The organism is Streptomyces sp. NBC_01003 (genome assembly GCF_045162695.1).
Classification (GTDB): domain Bacteria; phylum Actinomycetota; class Actinomycetes; order Streptomycetales; family Streptomycetaceae; genus Streptomyces.
Genome location: NZ_CP108707.1, coordinates 6,575,886 through 6,590,089, shown reverse-complemented (window position 1 = coordinate 6,590,089; position 14,204 = coordinate 6,575,886). Strand labels below are relative to the sequence as shown.

The following is a 14,204-nucleotide window of genomic DNA, read 5'->3' as shown; positions in this document are numbered from 1 at the left end:
TCAGGCGGCCGCTCCCGCGTAGGCGGAGGCCGTCAGGGTCGCCATGCGGGCGGCGATCGCCTGCGCGGAGGCCCCGTGCAGCTGGTCCACGATCCGGCCGTCGGCGAGGAACAGGACGCGGTCGGCGTAGGCCGCGGCGGCCGGGTCGTGGGTGACCATGACGACGGTGGCGCCCATGCTGTCGACGGCCGTGCGCAGAAGTCCCAGGATGTCGGCGGCCGTTGTCGTGTCGAGGGCCCCGGTGGGCTCGTCGGCGAAGACGACGTCGGGGCGGGTGATCAGGGCGCGGGCGATGGCGACACGCTGCTGCTGGCCGCCGGAGAGCTGGCCCGGCCGCCGCTTGCCCTTGTCGCCGAGGCCGACCTGGGCGAGGACCTCGGCGGCGCGGCGGCGGTCGGGGCGGTGGCCCGCGAGGCGCATGGGCAGGACGACGTTCTGCTCGACGGTGAGCGAGGGCAGCAGGTTGAACGCCTGGAAGACGAAGCCGAGGCGGGTGCGGCGCAGGGCGGTGAGCCTGTTCTCGCTCATGCCGGTGATGAGGGTGCCGCCGAGGTGGACGGTGCCGTCGGTGGGGCGGTCGAGGCCGGCCGCGCACTGCAGGAACGTGGACTTGCCGGAGCCGGAGGGCCCCATGACCGCGGTGAAGCTGCCGCGGGGCAGGGCGAGGTCGATGCCGCGCAGGGCGTGCACGGCGCCGCCGCCGCGGCCGTACTGACGGCGGACGCCGCGCAGGTCGACGGCCCACCTGTCGTCACGCGGTGCCTCGTCGTGCCGCTTCTTGCCCAGGCCCATGAGCGCCCTCTCGTACGGTGCCGGATTCGATGTCTCGAACGTACGGATCGAGGGGCCTCGCCGACCATGAGGGCCGCTGGCGAAACGGGGGTGGGGAGAACCCCACCCCGGACCGCGGAAATGGTTTGGTAAGCTAACTATTGACGAGTTCTTGACTCGCTCTTGACCTAAGCCGGCCATCCGACCAAGCCAAGAACGGAAGGAACGGACCCATCGGACATGCAGACACCTTGATAGCCATGGGCGGTGCCTTTCTCGCCGCCGCCGTCCTCGCCCGCCTCGGCGGACGCATCGGACTCCCCACCATCCCCCTGTTCATCCTGGCCGGGATCCTCCTCGGCCCGCACACACCCGGCATCGTGCTCGTCGCCGACCCGCACGACCTGGAGATGCTCTCCGCACTCGGCCTGGTCCTGCTGCTCTTCTACCTCGGCCTCGAATTCCATCTGGACGACCTCAAGACCGGCGGCCGGAAGATGGCCATCGCCGGCGGGACGTACCTCGCGCTGAACGTCGGCGCGGGCCTCGGCTTCGGATTCGCCCTCGGCTGGGGCACCTCCGAGGCTCTGGTCCTCGCCGGGGTCCTCGGCATCTCCTCGTCGGCGATCGTCACGAAGGTCCTGGTCGACACCGGCCGCCTCGGAAATCCGGAGACCAAGCCGATCCTCGGGATCATCGTCGTCGAGGACATCTTCCTGGCCCTCTACCTCGCCGCGCTCCAGCCGATCCTGTCCGGCGCGGACAGCCTCGCGTCGGCGGTCATGGACGGCGGCAAGGCGTTCGGCTTCCTCCTGCTGCTCGCGCTCGCGGCGCGCTTCGGCACCCGCATCGTGGGCCACCTCTTCAACACCAAGGACGACGAGCTCCTCGTCATCTCCTTCCTCGGCGCGGCCGTGTTCGTCGCCGGGGTCTCCGAGTGGTTCGGGGTCGCGGACGCGATCGGCGCGTTCATGGTCGGCCTGATGCTCGGCTCCACCACGTCGGGCGAGCGCATCCGCAAGCTCGTGCACCCCCTGCGGGACGCGTTCGGCGCGATCTTCTTCTTCGCGTTCGGCCTCTCCATCGACCCGGGCGACCTGCCGACGGTGCTGTGGCCGGTCCTCGCGGCCGTCGCGGTGACGCTGGTGATGAACGTGCTCGCGGGACTCGGGGCGGCGCGCGTGTACGGGTTCGGGCCCGGCCCCGCCGCGAACATCTCCACGACGCTGCTCGCCCGGGGCGAGTTCGCCCTGATCCTCGCCACGATGGCGGCGGGCGCGGGCCTGGACGAGCGGCTGTCGCCGTTCATCGCGGGTTATGTACTGCTGCTCGCCGTCCTCGGACCCATGGCGGCGGGCCGCTCGGAGTGGCTCGCGCGGGTCCTTCCAGGGGGGCGGCCGGATGGGGCGCCCCTCGATGAGCGAGCGGGCGCCGGGGTGTGACGGGTGGGTCCGCACCCTAGGGGCGAGCTTTCGTTGCCGGGTGCGGGTCTTCTGTGGCTGGTCGCGCAGTTCCCCGCGCCCCTGAAGGCATGCGGCTTCGCCGCAGCCTCATCAACGCACAGGCGGAGCCGTCACGCGTCTCGGCAGATCAGCAGTAGCGCCCTGTCGTCGTTGACGTCCTTGGCCACCGCTTCGATGAGGTGCCAGGCCGCGCCGTGGAACCCGCCCGAGACATAGCGGTCAGCCTCGCCGGTGAGGCGGTCGATGCCCTCGGCGATGTCCCGGTCGGACGTCTCGACCAGGCCGTCCGTGAAGAGCATCAGGACGTCGCCGGGGCGCAGGGAGCCCTTTATGGAGTCGAACTGGGCGCCGTCGTAGACGCCGAGGAGCGGGCCCTCGGCGGCCTTCTCCTCCCAGCGGCCGCTGCCCGCGCTGAGCTGGAGGCCCGGCGGGTGCCCCGCGGAGAAGAGTTCGTAGTCGCCCGACTCCAGGTCGAGGACGAGGTGGATGGACGTGGCGAAGCCCTCGTCCCAGTCCTGCCGGAGCAGATAGCCGTTGGCGGCAGGCAGGAAGGCGTGCGGCGGCAGGGAGCCGAGGAGCCCGCCGAAGGCTCCGGACAGGAGCAGGGCCCTGGACCCCGCGTCCATGCCCTTGCCCGATACGTCGGTGAGGACCGCCTCCAGGGTGCGGCCGCCGTTCGTACGGGCCGCGACCACGAAGTCGCCGGAGAAGGACTGGCCGCCGGCCGGACGCAGCGCCATCTCGCGGTGCCAGGCCTTGGGCAGCTGCGGCAGCTTGCTCTGTACGCGGATGCGTTCGCGCAGGTCGAACAGCATCGTGCCGCCGCGCCGCCAGGGCACGCCGACCCGGCTGCGGAACTGGGCGATGAGCAGCCCGAAGAAACCGCAGGCCGCCACGACCAGGACAGTGCCCGGGGTGACCCGGGCGGCGCCCTCCGCGTACGGGCCGAGCCTGACGGACTCCACGATGAGCGCCGCCGCGGCGGCCGCGTACAGGCCGAGGAGGCTGGCCGGGCGCAGCAGCAGCCCGCCCGCCACGATCGGCAGGACGAGCGCCGTCGGGGAACACCAGACCGAGTTGAGGAGGGTGCCGCAGGCGATGACCGGGACCATGAGGAGCAGGCCCGCCAGGGCGACCCAGTCGGAACCGTCGCCGCGGAAGTAGTCGACACCCGATTTGCGCAGGCCGATGCGGGCCCGGTGCAGTCTCATCTTCATCCGGGCCGGAAACGTCTCGGCTTGCGCGCGTCGTCCTGCCATTGCTCGTGGACCTTATCCATCGGGCCAGGGGCTTCGCACGGGAGGTCCCACTTGTCCCTCTTCCAGTCACCTTCCGGCACCTTCCGGCACCTCCCGCGGGCGCGGAAAATCTCTCGCTTCGTCCACGGTGTCCTGGTAGGGATGCGTTATGACGATGGACGTACGGGTGCTGCGCCAGAACGACTGGCACGAGTGGTACGCGAAGCTGGAGCTGGCCTTCGGAGGGGTCCCCGAAGCGCCCGAGGAACGCGCGCTGTGGGACGACCTCACCGAGTTCGACCGGTCCATCGGCGTCTGGGACGGCGACCGGTGCGTGGGGACGGCGGGGGCGTTCACGTTCGGGGTGACGGTGCCGGGCGGGGCCCAGGTCCCGGCGGCGGGCGTCACGATGGTGTCCGTCGCGGCGACGGACAGGCGGCGCGGGGTCCTGACGTCGATGATGCGGCGCCAGCTCGACGACGTACGGTCCTGGGGCGAGCCGCTCGCCGTGCTCACCGCGTCCGAGCCCGCGATCTACGGCCGGTTCGGGTACGGGATCGGGACGCGGCAGGCGAGCGTGGAGATCGACTCGACGCGGGTGCGGATCAACGCCCCGGCGGGGACGGACGACGTACGGCTGCGGTTCGCCGACGTCGCCGAGGCCGCCGCCGCGTGCGAGGCCGTGTACGTGCGGACGATCGGCACCCGGCCCGGCATGCTCGCCCGCAGGCCCGGCTGGGAGCGGCTGCCGCTGCTCGACGCGCCGTCGGAGCGCGAGGGCGCGTCGCCGATGCAGTGCGTGCTGGCCGAGCGTGACGGCGAGACGGTCGGCTACGTCCGCTTCCACAACAAGCCCGAGTGGGACGCAGCCGGGCCCAAGGGCCGGATCACGCTGCGGCACATCGACGCGCTCGACCCGGCGGCGTACGCGGCGCTGTGGCGCTTCCTCCTGGACATCGACCTGACGTCGACCGTCCAGGCGCGCAACCGGCCGGTGGACGATCCGCTGTTCTCCCTCGTCAGCGACATCCGGCGGTGCCAGGTGCGACTGCGGGACTCGATGCACGTACGGCTCGTGGACCTCGGTGCCGCGCTGGAGGCCCGCACGTATCAGGCGCCGGTCGACGTCGTCCTGGACGTGACGGACGAGTTCTGTCCGTGGAACGCGGGGCGGTGGCGGCTGACCGGGGACGCCAAGGGGGCGTCCTGCAAGCGCACGGACGACGAACCCGATCTTGCCCTGTCCGTACGGGAGTTGGCGGCGGCCTATCTCGGAGACACGTCGCCGGCGGCGCTGGCGGCGGCCGGGCGGGTGCGGGAGCTGCGTCCTGGCGCGGTCGACGAGGCGGCGCTCGCGTTCGGGTCTGTCGTCGCGCCCTGGCTGCCGCACGGATTCTGAGCGGGCGGGGTGTGGCGGGCGCCGGTCAGCGGGGCGGCTGGCACCTCGGGCACCAGAAGAGGTTGCGGGCCGCGAGTGACGCCGTGCGGATCTCCGTGCCGCACAGATGGCACGGCATCGTGGCCCGCCGGTAGACGTACACCTCGCCGCCGTGGTCGTCCACGCGCGGCGGGCGGCCCATCGCCTCGGGGGTGTGCTCCGGGCGGACGGTGTCGATGCGGTTGTGCCGGACGCCCTCGCGCATCAGCGCCACCAGGTCCGTCCAGATCGCCGTCCACTCGTCGGGCGTGAGGTCCTTGCCCGGGGTGTAAGGGTCGATGCCGTGCCGGAAGAGGACCTCCGCGCGGTAGACGTTGCCGACGCCGCCGATCACCTTCTGGTCCATGAGCAGTGCGGCGACGGTGGTGCGGCTGCGGGAGACACGGTGCCAGGCGCGGTCCGGGTCGTCGCCGTTCCTGAGCGGGTCGGGGCCGAGGCGGTCGTGTATCGCCTGCTTCTCGGCGTCCGTGATCAGGGCGCAGGTCGTGGGGCCGCGCAGGTCGGAGTAGTGCGTGTCGCTCAGCAGGCGCAGCCGGACGGTGTCCGTGGGGGGCGGGGCCGGGGTCTCTCCGAGGGTGTACTTGCCGAAGAGGCCCAGGTGGATGTGGATCCAGCCGGTTTCCGCGAAGCCCAGGAAGAGGTGCTTGGCGTGAGCGTCCACTTCGTCGAGGACCAGGCCGTCCAGGAGTGCGGCGCTGTCGGAGAACTTGCCCTGCGGGCTGCGTACGCCTAGTGGGCGGCCTGCGAAGCGCTCCGCGTGGTCCTGGGCCAGGCGGTGGATGGTGTGGCCCTCTGGCACGTCGTCCTTCTCCTCGGGATGGGTGGGGGCGGGCGTTGGGGATTTTTTCTCCCCCAGCCCGCCCCTTCCCGAAAGACCTGGGCTCCGCCCCGGACCCGCTCCTCAAACTCCCCCAGACTCCGTCCGGGGGGACCCCCAAGGGGCTGTATTTATTAGCCCTGCGGGTGGTGGGGCGGGATCGCGGGGAGCTCGCCCGTCTCCTCGTAGCGCGACAGCATCTCGATGCGGCGCGTGTGGCGTTCTTCGTTCGAGTACGGGGTGGAGAGGAAGATCTCGACGAACTTCGTCGCCTCTTCCTGCGTGTGCATGCGGCCGCCGATGGAGACCACGTTCGCGTCGTTGTGCTCGCGGCCGAGCGCGGCGGTCTGCTCGCTCCAGGCGAGGGCCGCACGGACGCCCTTCACCTTGTTCGCGGCGATCTGCTCGCCGTTGCCCGAGCCGCCGATCACGATGCCGAGGGCGTCCGGGTCCGCCGCCGTGCGCTCCGCGGCGCGGAGGCAGAACGGAGGGTAGTCGTCCTGGGCGTCATAGATGTGGGGCCCGCAGTCGACGGGCTCGTGGCCGTGGGCCTTGAGCCATTCGACGAGGTGGTTCTTGAGTTCGTAGCCGGCATGATCCGAGCCGAGGTACACGCGCATGGGTCCGAGTGTGGCACGTCCCACCCGGGCACGGCGCGGTCGGGTCGTTGTCACCGTTCGTTTACGCGCAAACGTCTCGGAGTCGAAAATCACGATACGGAGTCAGGTCTTCCGTCCGGTACGTCCCTGGGTTTGAATGCGTGGGCTCGTGACCCGAGACTTAAGGATTCGTCCATGACCTCGCAACCCTCCCTTGCGAAGGCCGACCAGGCGCCCCACAATCCTGGAGATTCACAGCCTGACAACGGTCAGACCGGAAATAACGGTCCCGACCAACTGAAGGCCGGCCTCAAGAACCGGCACCTGTCGATGATCGCCATCGGCGGCGTGATCGGCGCCGGCCTCTTCGTCGGCTCCGGCTCGGGCATCGCCAAGGCCGGACCCGCCATCCTCATCTCGTACGCCCTCGTCGGCCTGATGGTCGTCATGGTGATGCGGATGCTCGGCGAGATGGCCGCCGCACGGCCGTCGTCCGGCTCCTTCTCCGCCTACGCCGACCAGGCGCTCGGCCGCTGGGCGGGCTTCTCCATCGGCTGGCTGTACTGGTTCTTCTGGGTCGTCGTCCTCGCGGTCGAGGCCACCGCCGGCGCGGTGATCCTCAACGGCTGGATACCGGCCGTGCCGCAGTGGGGCTGGGCCCTGATCGTGATGGTCGTCCTGACCGCGACGAACCTGGCCTCGGTCGCCTCGTACGGCGAGTTCGAGTTCTGGTTCGCCGGGATCAAGGTCGTCGCGATCGGCGCGTTCGTGATCATCGGCATGCTCGCCGTGTTCGGTGTGCTGCCGGGCTCGGACAACCCGGGTGCAGGGTTCTCGCACCTGACGGACGCGGGCGGGTTCATGCCCAACGGCGCCGGGTCGATCCTCACCGGCGTCCTCATGGTCGTCTTCTCCTTCATGGGCAGCGAGATCGTCACGCTGGCCGCGGGCGAGTCCGAGGACCCGCAGCGTGCCGTCACCAAGGCCACGAACAGCGTGATCTGGCGTATCGGCGTCTTCTACCTCGGCTCGATCTTCATCGTCCTGACGCTGCTGCCGTGGAACGACAAGTCGATCGCCAAGGACGGCTCGTACGTCGCGGCCCTGAACTCGATCGGCATCCCCCACGCCGGTCAGGTCATGAACGTCATCGTGCTGACGGCCGTGCTGTCCTGCCTGAACTCCGGGCTCTACACCGCTTCCCGCATGGCGTTCTCGCTCGGCCAGCGCGGTGACGCGCCCAAGGCGTTCGCGAAGACGAGCAAGAACGGTGTGCCGCAGGCCGCGATCCTCGGATCCGTCGTCTTCGGCTTCGTCGCCGTCTGGTTCAACTACCAGTGGCCGGACACCGTCTTCAACTTCCTGCTGAACTCCTCCGGCGCCGTCGCCCTCTTCGTCTGGCTCGTCATCTGCTTCACGCAGCTGAAGATGCGCGGCATGATCCTGCGCGAGCAGCCCGAGAAGCTCGTCGTGAAGATGTGGCTCTTCCCGTATCTGACGTGGGCCACGATCGCGATGATCTCGTTCGTGCTCGTCTACATGCTCACCGACGACGCGGGCCGCGAGCAGGTCGTCCTGTCGCTGCTCGTGGCGGCCCTGGTGGTCGGTATCGCGCTCGTGCGTGAGCAGGTGCAGAAGCGGAAGCAGGTCTCCGCCTGACCCTTCCGGGTCCCCCCGGAAAGGTGTCAGCGGAAAGCTGACGGCGGGTGTCAGGTCATGCGGGCAGAGTCTGCCCGCATGACCTCCGACGACATCCGTACACAGCAGCTCGTCCTGCGGCCCGGCGACGCCGGGTACGACGAGGAACTTGCCGGTTTCCAGACCGGTTTCGCCCAGCGGCCCGACGCCATCTTCGCGGCAACCTCCGCCGATGACGTCGTGGCCGCTGTCGCGTACGCGGCTTCCATACACGTCGCGCAGATCAACCACCTGGGCGGTGCCCTGTCGAGGCCCGCCGCGGACGCGGTGCCGTACCGGGACGCGGAGTGGCTGGCGCGGATCCTGTCGCCGCTGGACGGCACGGACCACGCGAGGCCGTCCGCGCTCAGCACGCCCTCGCGTTCACGCAGGTCGAGGAGCAGCGGATGGGCCGGTCCCTGAACTTCGCGTTCGGCAGCGACCGTACCGAGGGGCTGTACGACGCACAGACGCGGAAGAGGCTCGCCGATGTGAAGGCCGCGTACGACCCGGCGAACCTCTTCCGGAGGAACTGCAACGTGCGCCGAGCGCCCGTGGCGAGAACTACTTGTTGGCGAACTTCCAGGCGGTGGGCAGCACGCCCATCGCCAGGGCCGCCTTCACCGCGTCGCCGATGAGGAACGGCGTGAGGCCCGCGGCGACGGCCTGCGTGAGGGTCATGCCGGTGGCGGCGGCGAGGTAGGGCACGCCGACCGCGTAGATGATCGCGGAGCCGAGGACCATCGTGCCCGCGGTGCGCAGGACCGAGCGGTCGCCGCCGCGCCGGGCGAGCGCGCCCACGACGGTGGAGGCGAGCAGCATGCCTATGACGTAGCCGAAGGAGGCACCGCCCGCACCGGAGGTGCCCTGGGCGAACCACGGCATGCCGGCCATGCCGACGAGCGCGTACACGGCGAGGGAGAGGAAGCCGCGGCGGGCGCCGAGCGCGGTGCCGACGAGGAGCGCGGCGAAGGTCTGCCCGGTGACCGGGACCGGGGAGCCCGGCACGGGCACGGCGATCTGGGCCGCTACGCCGGTGAGGGCGGCGCCGCCGAGCACGAGCGCGATGTCGCGGGTGCGCGAAGCGGGGAGCAGGTCGGCCAGGACCTTGCCGGGGCGGGTGGAGACGGCAGCCGTACTCATCGGGACTCCGCGGGGGTGAGGGCAGGTTGGGACACCGTGACGCTATCCCAGGGGCCGATCCCCGATCACGGTCACTGCTCGACAAAGGGTGACGGCGGGTGTTGGTGGACTCTTCACAAAGGGCCTCACTCATGCGCGACTTGGCGTGATGCTCGTCACTGAGGCCAGCACCGAAACGGGCCGTTTTGCACGCAGGGTCGGCCGCCGGGGAGACTGTAGGTTCCTGCCAAACCCGCGCGAGCCCCGAAAGCAGTCCGAACCGCCGATGCACGACCAGCTCCCGTCCGAACCGGAACCGCTCGGAGGCGGACTCAAGCAGCGGCATCTGACGATGCTGGGCCTCGGCGGCGTGATCGGGGCGGGGCTCTTCGTCGGCTCGGGCGCCGGGATCGCGGTCGCGGGGCCCGGCATCGTCGTCTCGTATCTGATCGCGGGCACGCTCGCGATGTGCGTGATGCGGATGCTGGGCGAGATGTCCGCGGCGATGCCGGCGTCGGGTTCGTTCTCCGTGCACTCGGAGCGGGCGCTCGGCCGCTGGGCCGGGTTCAGCGTCGGCTGGCTCTACTGGTTCCTGCTCGTCGTCGTCCTCGCCGTGGAGGCGACGGGCGCGGCGCAGATCGCCAACGGCTGGGCGCCGGGCGTGCCTCAGTGGGCCTGGGTGCTGGTGTTCATGCTGGTCTTCACCGGGGCGAACCTGGCGGCCGTGAAGAACTTCGGCGAGTTCGAGTTCTGGTTCGCCGCCCTGAAGGTGTTCGCGATCGTCGCGTTCCTGATCCTCGGCACGCTCGCGGTCTTCGGTCTGCTGCCCGACACCGACCCGGTCGGCTTCACCAACCTCACCGGACAGGGCGGCTTCCTGCCGCACGGCTGGCAGGGCGTCATCTCCGGTGTGCTCGCCGTCGTGTTCGCGTTCGGCGGCCTGGAGGTCGTCACGATCGCTGCCGCCGAGTCCGACGACCCGGTGCGCGCGGTCTCGCGGGCGGTGCGCAGCGCGGTCTTCCGCATCCTGTTCTTCTACGTCGGCTCGATGCTCGTCATCGTGGCGGTGCTGCCGTGGACGGCGCAGAAGGCGGGCATCAGCCCGTACGTCACCGTGCTCGACGCGATCGGGGTGCCGTCCGCGGGCCAGATCATGAACATCGTGGTGTTCGTGGCGCTGCTCTCGGCACTCAACGCGAACCTCTACGGCTCCTCGCGCATGGTCTTCTCGCTGGCCGAGCGCGGTGAGGCGCCCCGCGCGCTGCTGAAGGTGAGCGGCGGGGGCGTGCCGCGCCGGGCCGTGCTCGCGTCGGTCGCGTTCGGCTTCGTGTCGGTGCTGCTCAATCTGGAGTGGCCGGAGTCCGTCTTTCTCTACATGCTCAACTCGGTCGGCGCGGTGCTGCTGTTCGTGTGGGCGCTGATCGCCGCGTCGCAGCTGCGGATGCGGCGGCTCATCGAGCGGGAGGCGCCCGAGCGGCTCGTGCTGCGGATGTGGGGGTTCCCGTGGCTGACGTGGGTGACGCTCGCCGCGATGGCGGCCGTCATCGGGCTGATGCTGACCGACGACACGGCCCGTCCGCAGCTCCTGTGGTCGACCGGCGCGACCGCGCTCGTCGTGGCCGTCGCGGGAGTGCGGGAACTGCGCGCGCGGCGTGCCTGAACCTTCACAATGTGTGAGCGTCGTGTCCGTATACCGGTCAGCTGTTCCCAGTACCCGGTGCCGCTGCCCAGACTGTGGGCCTTTCCCCCGTCTCAGCTAATGAACAGGGCACATCCATGTCTCGGACGTCCGCGCAGTCGCCCGTCGACGCGCAGCCGATCGACCAGTCGCCGGCCGAGCCGTCGCTGTCACGCGGTCTCAAGCAGCGCCATCTCTCCATGATCGCGCTCGGCGGTGTGATCGGCGCCGGCCTCTTCGTGGGCTCCGGAACCGCGATCGCAGCCGCCGGCCCGTCGATCATCCTCGCCTACGCGATCTCGGGCGCGCTCGTGATGCTCGTGATGCGCATGCTCGGCGAGATGTCGGCCGCGTATCCCGCCTCGGGTTCCTTCTCCGTGCACTCCGAGCGGGCCATCGGCCCCTGGGCGGGCTTCACGGCGGGCTGGGCGTTCTGGTTCCTGCTCTGCGTGGCGGTGGGGCTGGAGGGGATCGGTGCGGCCGGCATCGTGCACGGGTGGCTGCCGGGCGTGCCCGAGTGGGCGCTGGTCGCGCTGTTCATGCTGCTGTTCACCGGCACGAACCTCGCGGCCGTGAAGAACTTCGGCGAGTTCGAGTTCTGGTTCGCGACGCTCAAGGTCGGCGCGATCGTGCTCTTCCTCGTCATCGGCGTACTGGCGATCCTCGGCGTCCTGCCCGACGTCTCCGCGCCCGGCATGGACAACCTCACAGGCCACGGCGGCTTCATGCCCAACGGCACGGAGGGACTGATCGTCGGCCTGCTCGCCTCGGTCTTCGCGTACGGCGGTCTGGAGACCGTCACCATCGCCGCGGCCGAGTCCGAGCACCCGGTGCAGGGTGTCGCGAAGGCGGTCCGCACGGCGATGTGGCGCATCGCGCTCTTCTACGTCGGCTCGATGGCCGTCGTCGTGGTCCTGCTGCCGTGGACGGCGAAGGAGATCCCGACCAAGGGCCCGTACGTCGCCACGCTCGACCACCTGGGCATCCCCGGCGCCGGCCAGATCATGAACGTGGTCGTCCTCGTCGCCCTGCTGTCCGCCATGAACGCCAACATCTACGGCGCCTCCCGCATGGCCAGTTCGCTGGTCGCCCGCGGCATGGGCCCGAAGGCGATCGGCAAGGTCACCGGCGGCGTGCCGCGCGTCGCGGTCCTGATCTCCGCCGCCTTCGGCTTCGTCTGCGTCCTGCTCAGCTACTGGCGCCCGGACGACGTCTTCGCCTGGTTGCTCAACACCATCGGCGCGATCATCCTCGTCGTCTGGTTCTTCATCGCCGTCTCGCAGCTGCTGCTGCGCCGCAAGCTGGAGCGCGAGGCCCCGGAGAAGCTCGTCGTGAAGATGTGGGCGTACCCGTACCTCACGGTCCTGGCGCTCGTCGCGATGGTCGTCGTCTTCGTGCTGATGGCCCGTGAGCACGACACGCGCGTGCAGCTGTTCTACACGGGCGGCCTGACCATCGTGCTCGCGATCGTCGGCTACGTACGCCAGAAGAGGGCGGAGTCGCGGGCGGCGACCACCGCGTAATTCCCCTCAGCTCACCGAGGACCCCCGGGCCGTCCGGCCCGGGGGTCCTTCGCGTTGCGCCACCCACTACTGCTGCTAGCCTGCACTTGCACATTGCTTGCAATAAGCTCTGCAGTACGCAGCTCGGAGGACTCGGACATGGCCATTTACACGCTCCCAGAACTTCCGTACGACTACGCGGCGCTCGAACCGGTCATCAACCCGCAGATCATCGAGCTCCACCACGACAAGCACCACGCGGCGTACGTGAAGGGGGCGAACGACACCCTGGAGCAGCTGGAGGAGGCCCGCGACAAGGAGTCGTGGGGCGCCATCAACGGCCTGGAGAAGAACCTCGCGTTCCATCTCTCGGGCCACATCCTGCACAGCATCTACTGGCACAATATGACCGGCGACGGCGGCGGCGAGCCGCTGGCCACGGACGGCGTCGGCGACCTCGCCGACGCCATCACCGCCTCCTTCGGCTCCTTCGCCGGGTTCAAGGCCCAGCTGACCAAGGCCGCCGCGACGACGCAGGGCTCCGGCTGGGGCGTCCTCGCGTACGAGCCGGTGAGCGGGCGCCTGATCGTCGAGCAGATCTACGACCACCAGGGCAACGTCGGCCAGGGCTCGGTCCCGATCCTGGTCTTCGACGCGTGGGAGCACGCGTTCTATCTCCAGTACAAGAACCAGAAGGTCGACTTCATCGAGGCCATGTGGCGCGTCGTCAACTGGCAGGACGTCGCCAAGCGGTACACGGCCGCGAAGGACCGGGCGTTCAACCTGCTGGTCGCCCCCTGAGCCGCTGAAGCGTCCCGCCTCGTGATCGTCTTCTCAACCTTCGCGACGGCGGGCGGACAAAGGAAAGACCCCCGCGAGGACATGACTCGCGGGGGTCTTTCGGTACGGGCGCTTCCGGTGGATGGTGTCGTCATGGCTGACCCGACACCGATGTACTGCCACACGTGCAAAGGCAAGGACCGACCCCACCGGCCTTTGAACAAGGCCGAGCGGGAATGGCTCAAGAAGACCAGAGGCCAGAGGAACGCCGACGGCTACTTCCTGTGCACCGAGGAAGGCTGCAGGCATCCGCGGAAGGCGTTCGACAAGAACCCGTTCACCGACGACTTCCGGATCCCCGACCTCGACTGAACCTCAGTCGAAGACCGGCCCCTGCGTCCGCGTCCGCTTGATCTCGTAGAAGCCGGGGACCGAGGCGACCAGGAGCGTGCCGTCCCAGAGCCTCGCGGCCTCCTCACCCTTGGGGGCCGGCGTGACGACCGGGCCGAAGAACGCGATCTGCTCGCCGTCCGCGCCGGGTACGGCGATGACGGGCGTGCCGACGTCCTGGCCGACCTTGTCGATGCCCTCCTTGTGGGAGGCGCGCAGCTCGGGCTCGTACTTCGTGCCGTCCCAGTGGTCGAGGAGGGAGGCGGGCAGGCCGACCTCCTCCAGGGCTGCGGCGACGGCCTCCTTCGTGGGGCCCTCGCCGCCGTTGTGGATGCGCGTGCCGAGCGCGGTGTAGAGGTCGCCGAGGACCTCCGCGCCGTGCTCCTCCTGCGCGGCGATGACGACACGGACCGGGCCCCAGGCCTTCGTCTCAAGGAGCTCGCGGTACTCGTCGGGCAGGTCGTCGAGCTTGTCCTCGTTCAGGACGGCGAGGCTCATCAGGTGCCACCTGACCTCTATGTCGCGGACCTTCTCCACTTCGAGGACCCACCGTGAGGTCATCCAGGCCCAGGGGCACAGGGGGTCGAACCAGAAGTCGACGGGGGTCTTCTCGGACATGGTTCTCCTCATGTATTCCGTGGCGTTGACTCTCCTCGCCAACGCCACGCCCCGGCGTCCCATTCCCGGATGTCAGCTGTCAGGGGCACATGGCAGGATCGGTCCTGTTCG

Annotated in this window: 15 protein-coding genes; 9 read left to right on the top strand and 6 right to left on the bottom strand. The window is 69.8% G+C overall.

Going from position 1 to position 14,204, the window contains the following annotated elements; all coding sequences use genetic code 11:
• Positions 1–792: an ABC transporter ATP-binding protein gene (locus OG698_RS30070; RefSeq protein WP_406106730.1), complete on the bottom strand. Its 792-nt coding sequence runs from the start codon at positions 790–792 to the stop codon at positions 1–3.
• A gap of 239 nt (positions 793–1,031) precedes the next feature.
• On the opposite strand from OG698_RS30070, the gene OG698_RS30065 reads away from it, so the two are divergent.
• Positions 1,032–2,213, top strand: a complete 1,182-nt coding sequence (locus OG698_RS30065) for a cation:proton antiporter (protein ID WP_406106729.1) — start codon at positions 1,032–1,034, stop codon at positions 2,211–2,213.
• Between the two features lie 131 nt (positions 2,214–2,344).
• Here OG698_RS30065 and OG698_RS30060 read toward each other — a convergent pair whose 3' ends face one another.
• Positions 2,345–3,493 carry a PP2C family protein-serine/threonine phosphatase gene (locus tag OG698_RS30060; RefSeq protein ID WP_406106728.1) on the bottom strand — a complete coding sequence of 383 codons (1,149 nt, stop codon included), beginning with the start codon at positions 3,491–3,493 and terminating at the stop codon, positions 2,345–2,347.
• A gap of 148 nt (positions 3,494–3,641) precedes the next feature.
• Between OG698_RS30060 and OG698_RS30055 the strand changes: the two genes are divergently transcribed.
• Complete coding sequence (locus tag OG698_RS30055; protein ID WP_406106727.1) at positions 3,642–4,871, top strand: GNAT family N-acetyltransferase; 1,230 nt, start codon at positions 3,642–3,644, stop codon at positions 4,869–4,871.
• A 25-nt stretch (positions 4,872–4,896) separates the two neighbouring features.
• Here the strand turns inward: OG698_RS30055 and OG698_RS30050 are convergent, their stop codons facing one another.
• Positions 4,897–5,709 carry an Fpg/Nei family DNA glycosylase gene (locus OG698_RS30050; protein WP_406106725.1) on the bottom strand — a complete coding sequence of 271 codons (813 nt, stop codon included), beginning with the start codon at positions 5,707–5,709 and terminating at the stop codon, positions 4,897–4,899.
• Between the two features lie 152 nt (positions 5,710–5,861).
• Positions 5,862–6,347 carry a ribose-5-phosphate isomerase gene (locus OG698_RS30045; protein WP_329573388.1) on the bottom strand — a complete coding sequence of 162 codons (486 nt, stop codon included), beginning with the start codon at positions 6,345–6,347 and terminating at the stop codon, positions 5,862–5,864.
• A gap of 174 nt (positions 6,348–6,521) precedes the next feature.
• Between OG698_RS30045 and OG698_RS30040 the strand changes: the two genes are divergently transcribed.
• The 3 genes from OG698_RS30040 to OG698_RS30030 all read left to right on the top strand — a co-directional run bounded on the left by OG698_RS30040 (position 6,522) and on the right by OG698_RS30030 (position 8,641).
• Positions 6,522–7,985 (top strand): amino acid permease, encoded by a 1,464-nt coding sequence (locus tag OG698_RS30040; protein ID WP_406106723.1) that lies wholly within the window; start codon positions 6,522–6,524, stop codon positions 7,983–7,985.
• A gap of 78 nt (positions 7,986–8,063) precedes the next feature.
• Positions 8,064–8,426 (top strand): hypothetical protein, encoded by a 363-nt coding sequence (locus OG698_RS30035; protein ID WP_406106722.1) that lies wholly within the window; start codon positions 8,064–8,066, stop codon positions 8,424–8,426.
• Complete coding sequence (locus tag OG698_RS30030; RefSeq protein ID WP_406106721.1) at positions 8,411–8,641, top strand: BBE domain-containing protein; 231 nt, start codon at positions 8,411–8,413, stop codon at positions 8,639–8,641. The genes OG698_RS30035 and OG698_RS30030 overlap by 16 nt, the downstream gene beginning before the upstream one ends.
• On the opposite strand, the gene OG698_RS30025 is transcribed toward OG698_RS30030, so the two are convergent.
• Positions 8,568–9,146, bottom strand: coding sequence for a biotin transporter BioY (locus tag OG698_RS30025; protein ID WP_326775755.1), 579 nt, complete (start codon positions 9,144–9,146; stop codon positions 8,568–8,570). The two genes, OG698_RS30030 and OG698_RS30025, sit on opposite strands and share 74 nt — an antisense overlap.
• Before the next feature lie 265 nt (positions 9,147–9,411).
• Between OG698_RS30025 and OG698_RS30020 the strand changes: the two genes are divergently transcribed.
• From OG698_RS30020 to OG698_RS30005, 4 genes are all read left to right on the top strand, one after another.
• Positions 9,412–10,785, top strand: a complete 1,374-nt coding sequence (locus OG698_RS30020; RefSeq protein ID WP_406106719.1) for an amino acid permease — start codon at positions 9,412–9,414, stop codon at positions 10,783–10,785.
• A 116-nt stretch (positions 10,786–10,901) separates the two neighbouring features.
• Entirely contained in the window at positions 10,902–12,326 is a 1,425-nt protein-coding gene (locus tag OG698_RS30015) for an amino acid permease (RefSeq protein WP_406106717.1), read from the top strand.
• A gap of 138 nt (positions 12,327–12,464) precedes the next feature.
• Positions 12,465–13,106, top strand: coding sequence for a superoxide dismutase (locus tag OG698_RS30010; RefSeq protein WP_406106715.1), 642 nt, complete (start codon positions 12,465–12,467; stop codon positions 13,104–13,106).
• A gap of 132 nt (positions 13,107–13,238) precedes the next feature.
• A complete protein-coding gene (locus tag OG698_RS30005; RefSeq protein ID WP_399978045.1) occupies positions 13,239–13,457 on the top strand; it encodes a hypothetical protein in 219 nt (72 codons plus the stop codon).
• 3 nt (positions 13,458–13,460) lie between these two features.
• On the opposite strand, the gene OG698_RS30000 is transcribed toward OG698_RS30005, so the two are convergent.
• On the bottom strand, positions 13,461–14,093 hold the full coding sequence (locus OG698_RS30000) for a DsbA family protein (protein ID WP_389477433.1): 633 nt from the start codon (positions 14,091–14,093) through the stop codon (positions 13,461–13,463).
• Between the last annotated feature and the right edge of the window lie 111 nt (positions 14,094–14,204).

Coding starts and splice junctions, on each gene's coding strand:
- OG698_RS30055 (WP_406106727.1), top strand. CDS start 3,642: ATGACGATGGACGTACGGGTGCTGCGCCAGAACGACTGGCACGAGTGG.
- OG698_RS30065 (WP_406106729.1), top strand. CDS start 1,032: ATGGGCGGTGCCTTTCTCGCCGCCGCCGTCCTCGCCCGCCTCGGCGGA.
- OG698_RS30020 (WP_406106719.1), top strand. CDS start 9,412: ATGCACGACCAGCTCCCGTCCGAACCGGAACCGCTCGGAGGCGGACTC.
- OG698_RS30010 (WP_406106715.1), top strand. CDS start 12,465: ATGGCCATTTACACGCTCCCAGAACTTCCGTACGACTACGCGGCGCTC.
- OG698_RS30015 (WP_406106717.1), top strand. CDS start 10,902: ATGTCTCGGACGTCCGCGCAGTCGCCCGTCGACGCGCAGCCGATCGAC.
- OG698_RS30060 (WP_406106728.1), bottom strand. CDS start 3,493: ATGGCAGGACGACGCGCGCAAGCCGAGACGTTTCCGGCCCGGATGAAG.
- OG698_RS30005 (WP_399978045.1), top strand. CDS start 13,239: ATGGCTGACCCGACACCGATGTACTGCCACACGTGCAAAGGCAAGGAC.
- OG698_RS30035 (WP_406106722.1), top strand. CDS start 8,064: ATGACCTCCGACGACATCCGTACACAGCAGCTCGTCCTGCGGCCCGGC.
- OG698_RS30070 (WP_406106730.1), bottom strand. CDS start 792: ATGGGCCTGGGCAAGAAGCGGCACGACGAGGCACCGCGTGACGACAGG.
- OG698_RS30000 (WP_389477433.1), bottom strand. CDS start 14,093: ATGTCCGAGAAGACCCCCGTCGACTTCTGGTTCGACCCCCTGTGCCCC.
- OG698_RS30030 (WP_406106721.1), top strand. CDS start 8,411: ATGGGCCGGTCCCTGAACTTCGCGTTCGGCAGCGACCGTACCGAGGGG.
- OG698_RS30040 (WP_406106723.1), top strand. CDS start 6,522: ATGACCTCGCAACCCTCCCTTGCGAAGGCCGACCAGGCGCCCCACAAT.
- OG698_RS30025 (WP_326775755.1), bottom strand. CDS start 9,146: ATGAGTACGGCTGCCGTCTCCACCCGCCCCGGCAAGGTCCTGGCCGAC.
- OG698_RS30045 (WP_329573388.1), bottom strand. CDS start 6,347: ATGCGCGTGTACCTCGGCTCGGATCATGCCGGCTACGAACTCAAGAAC.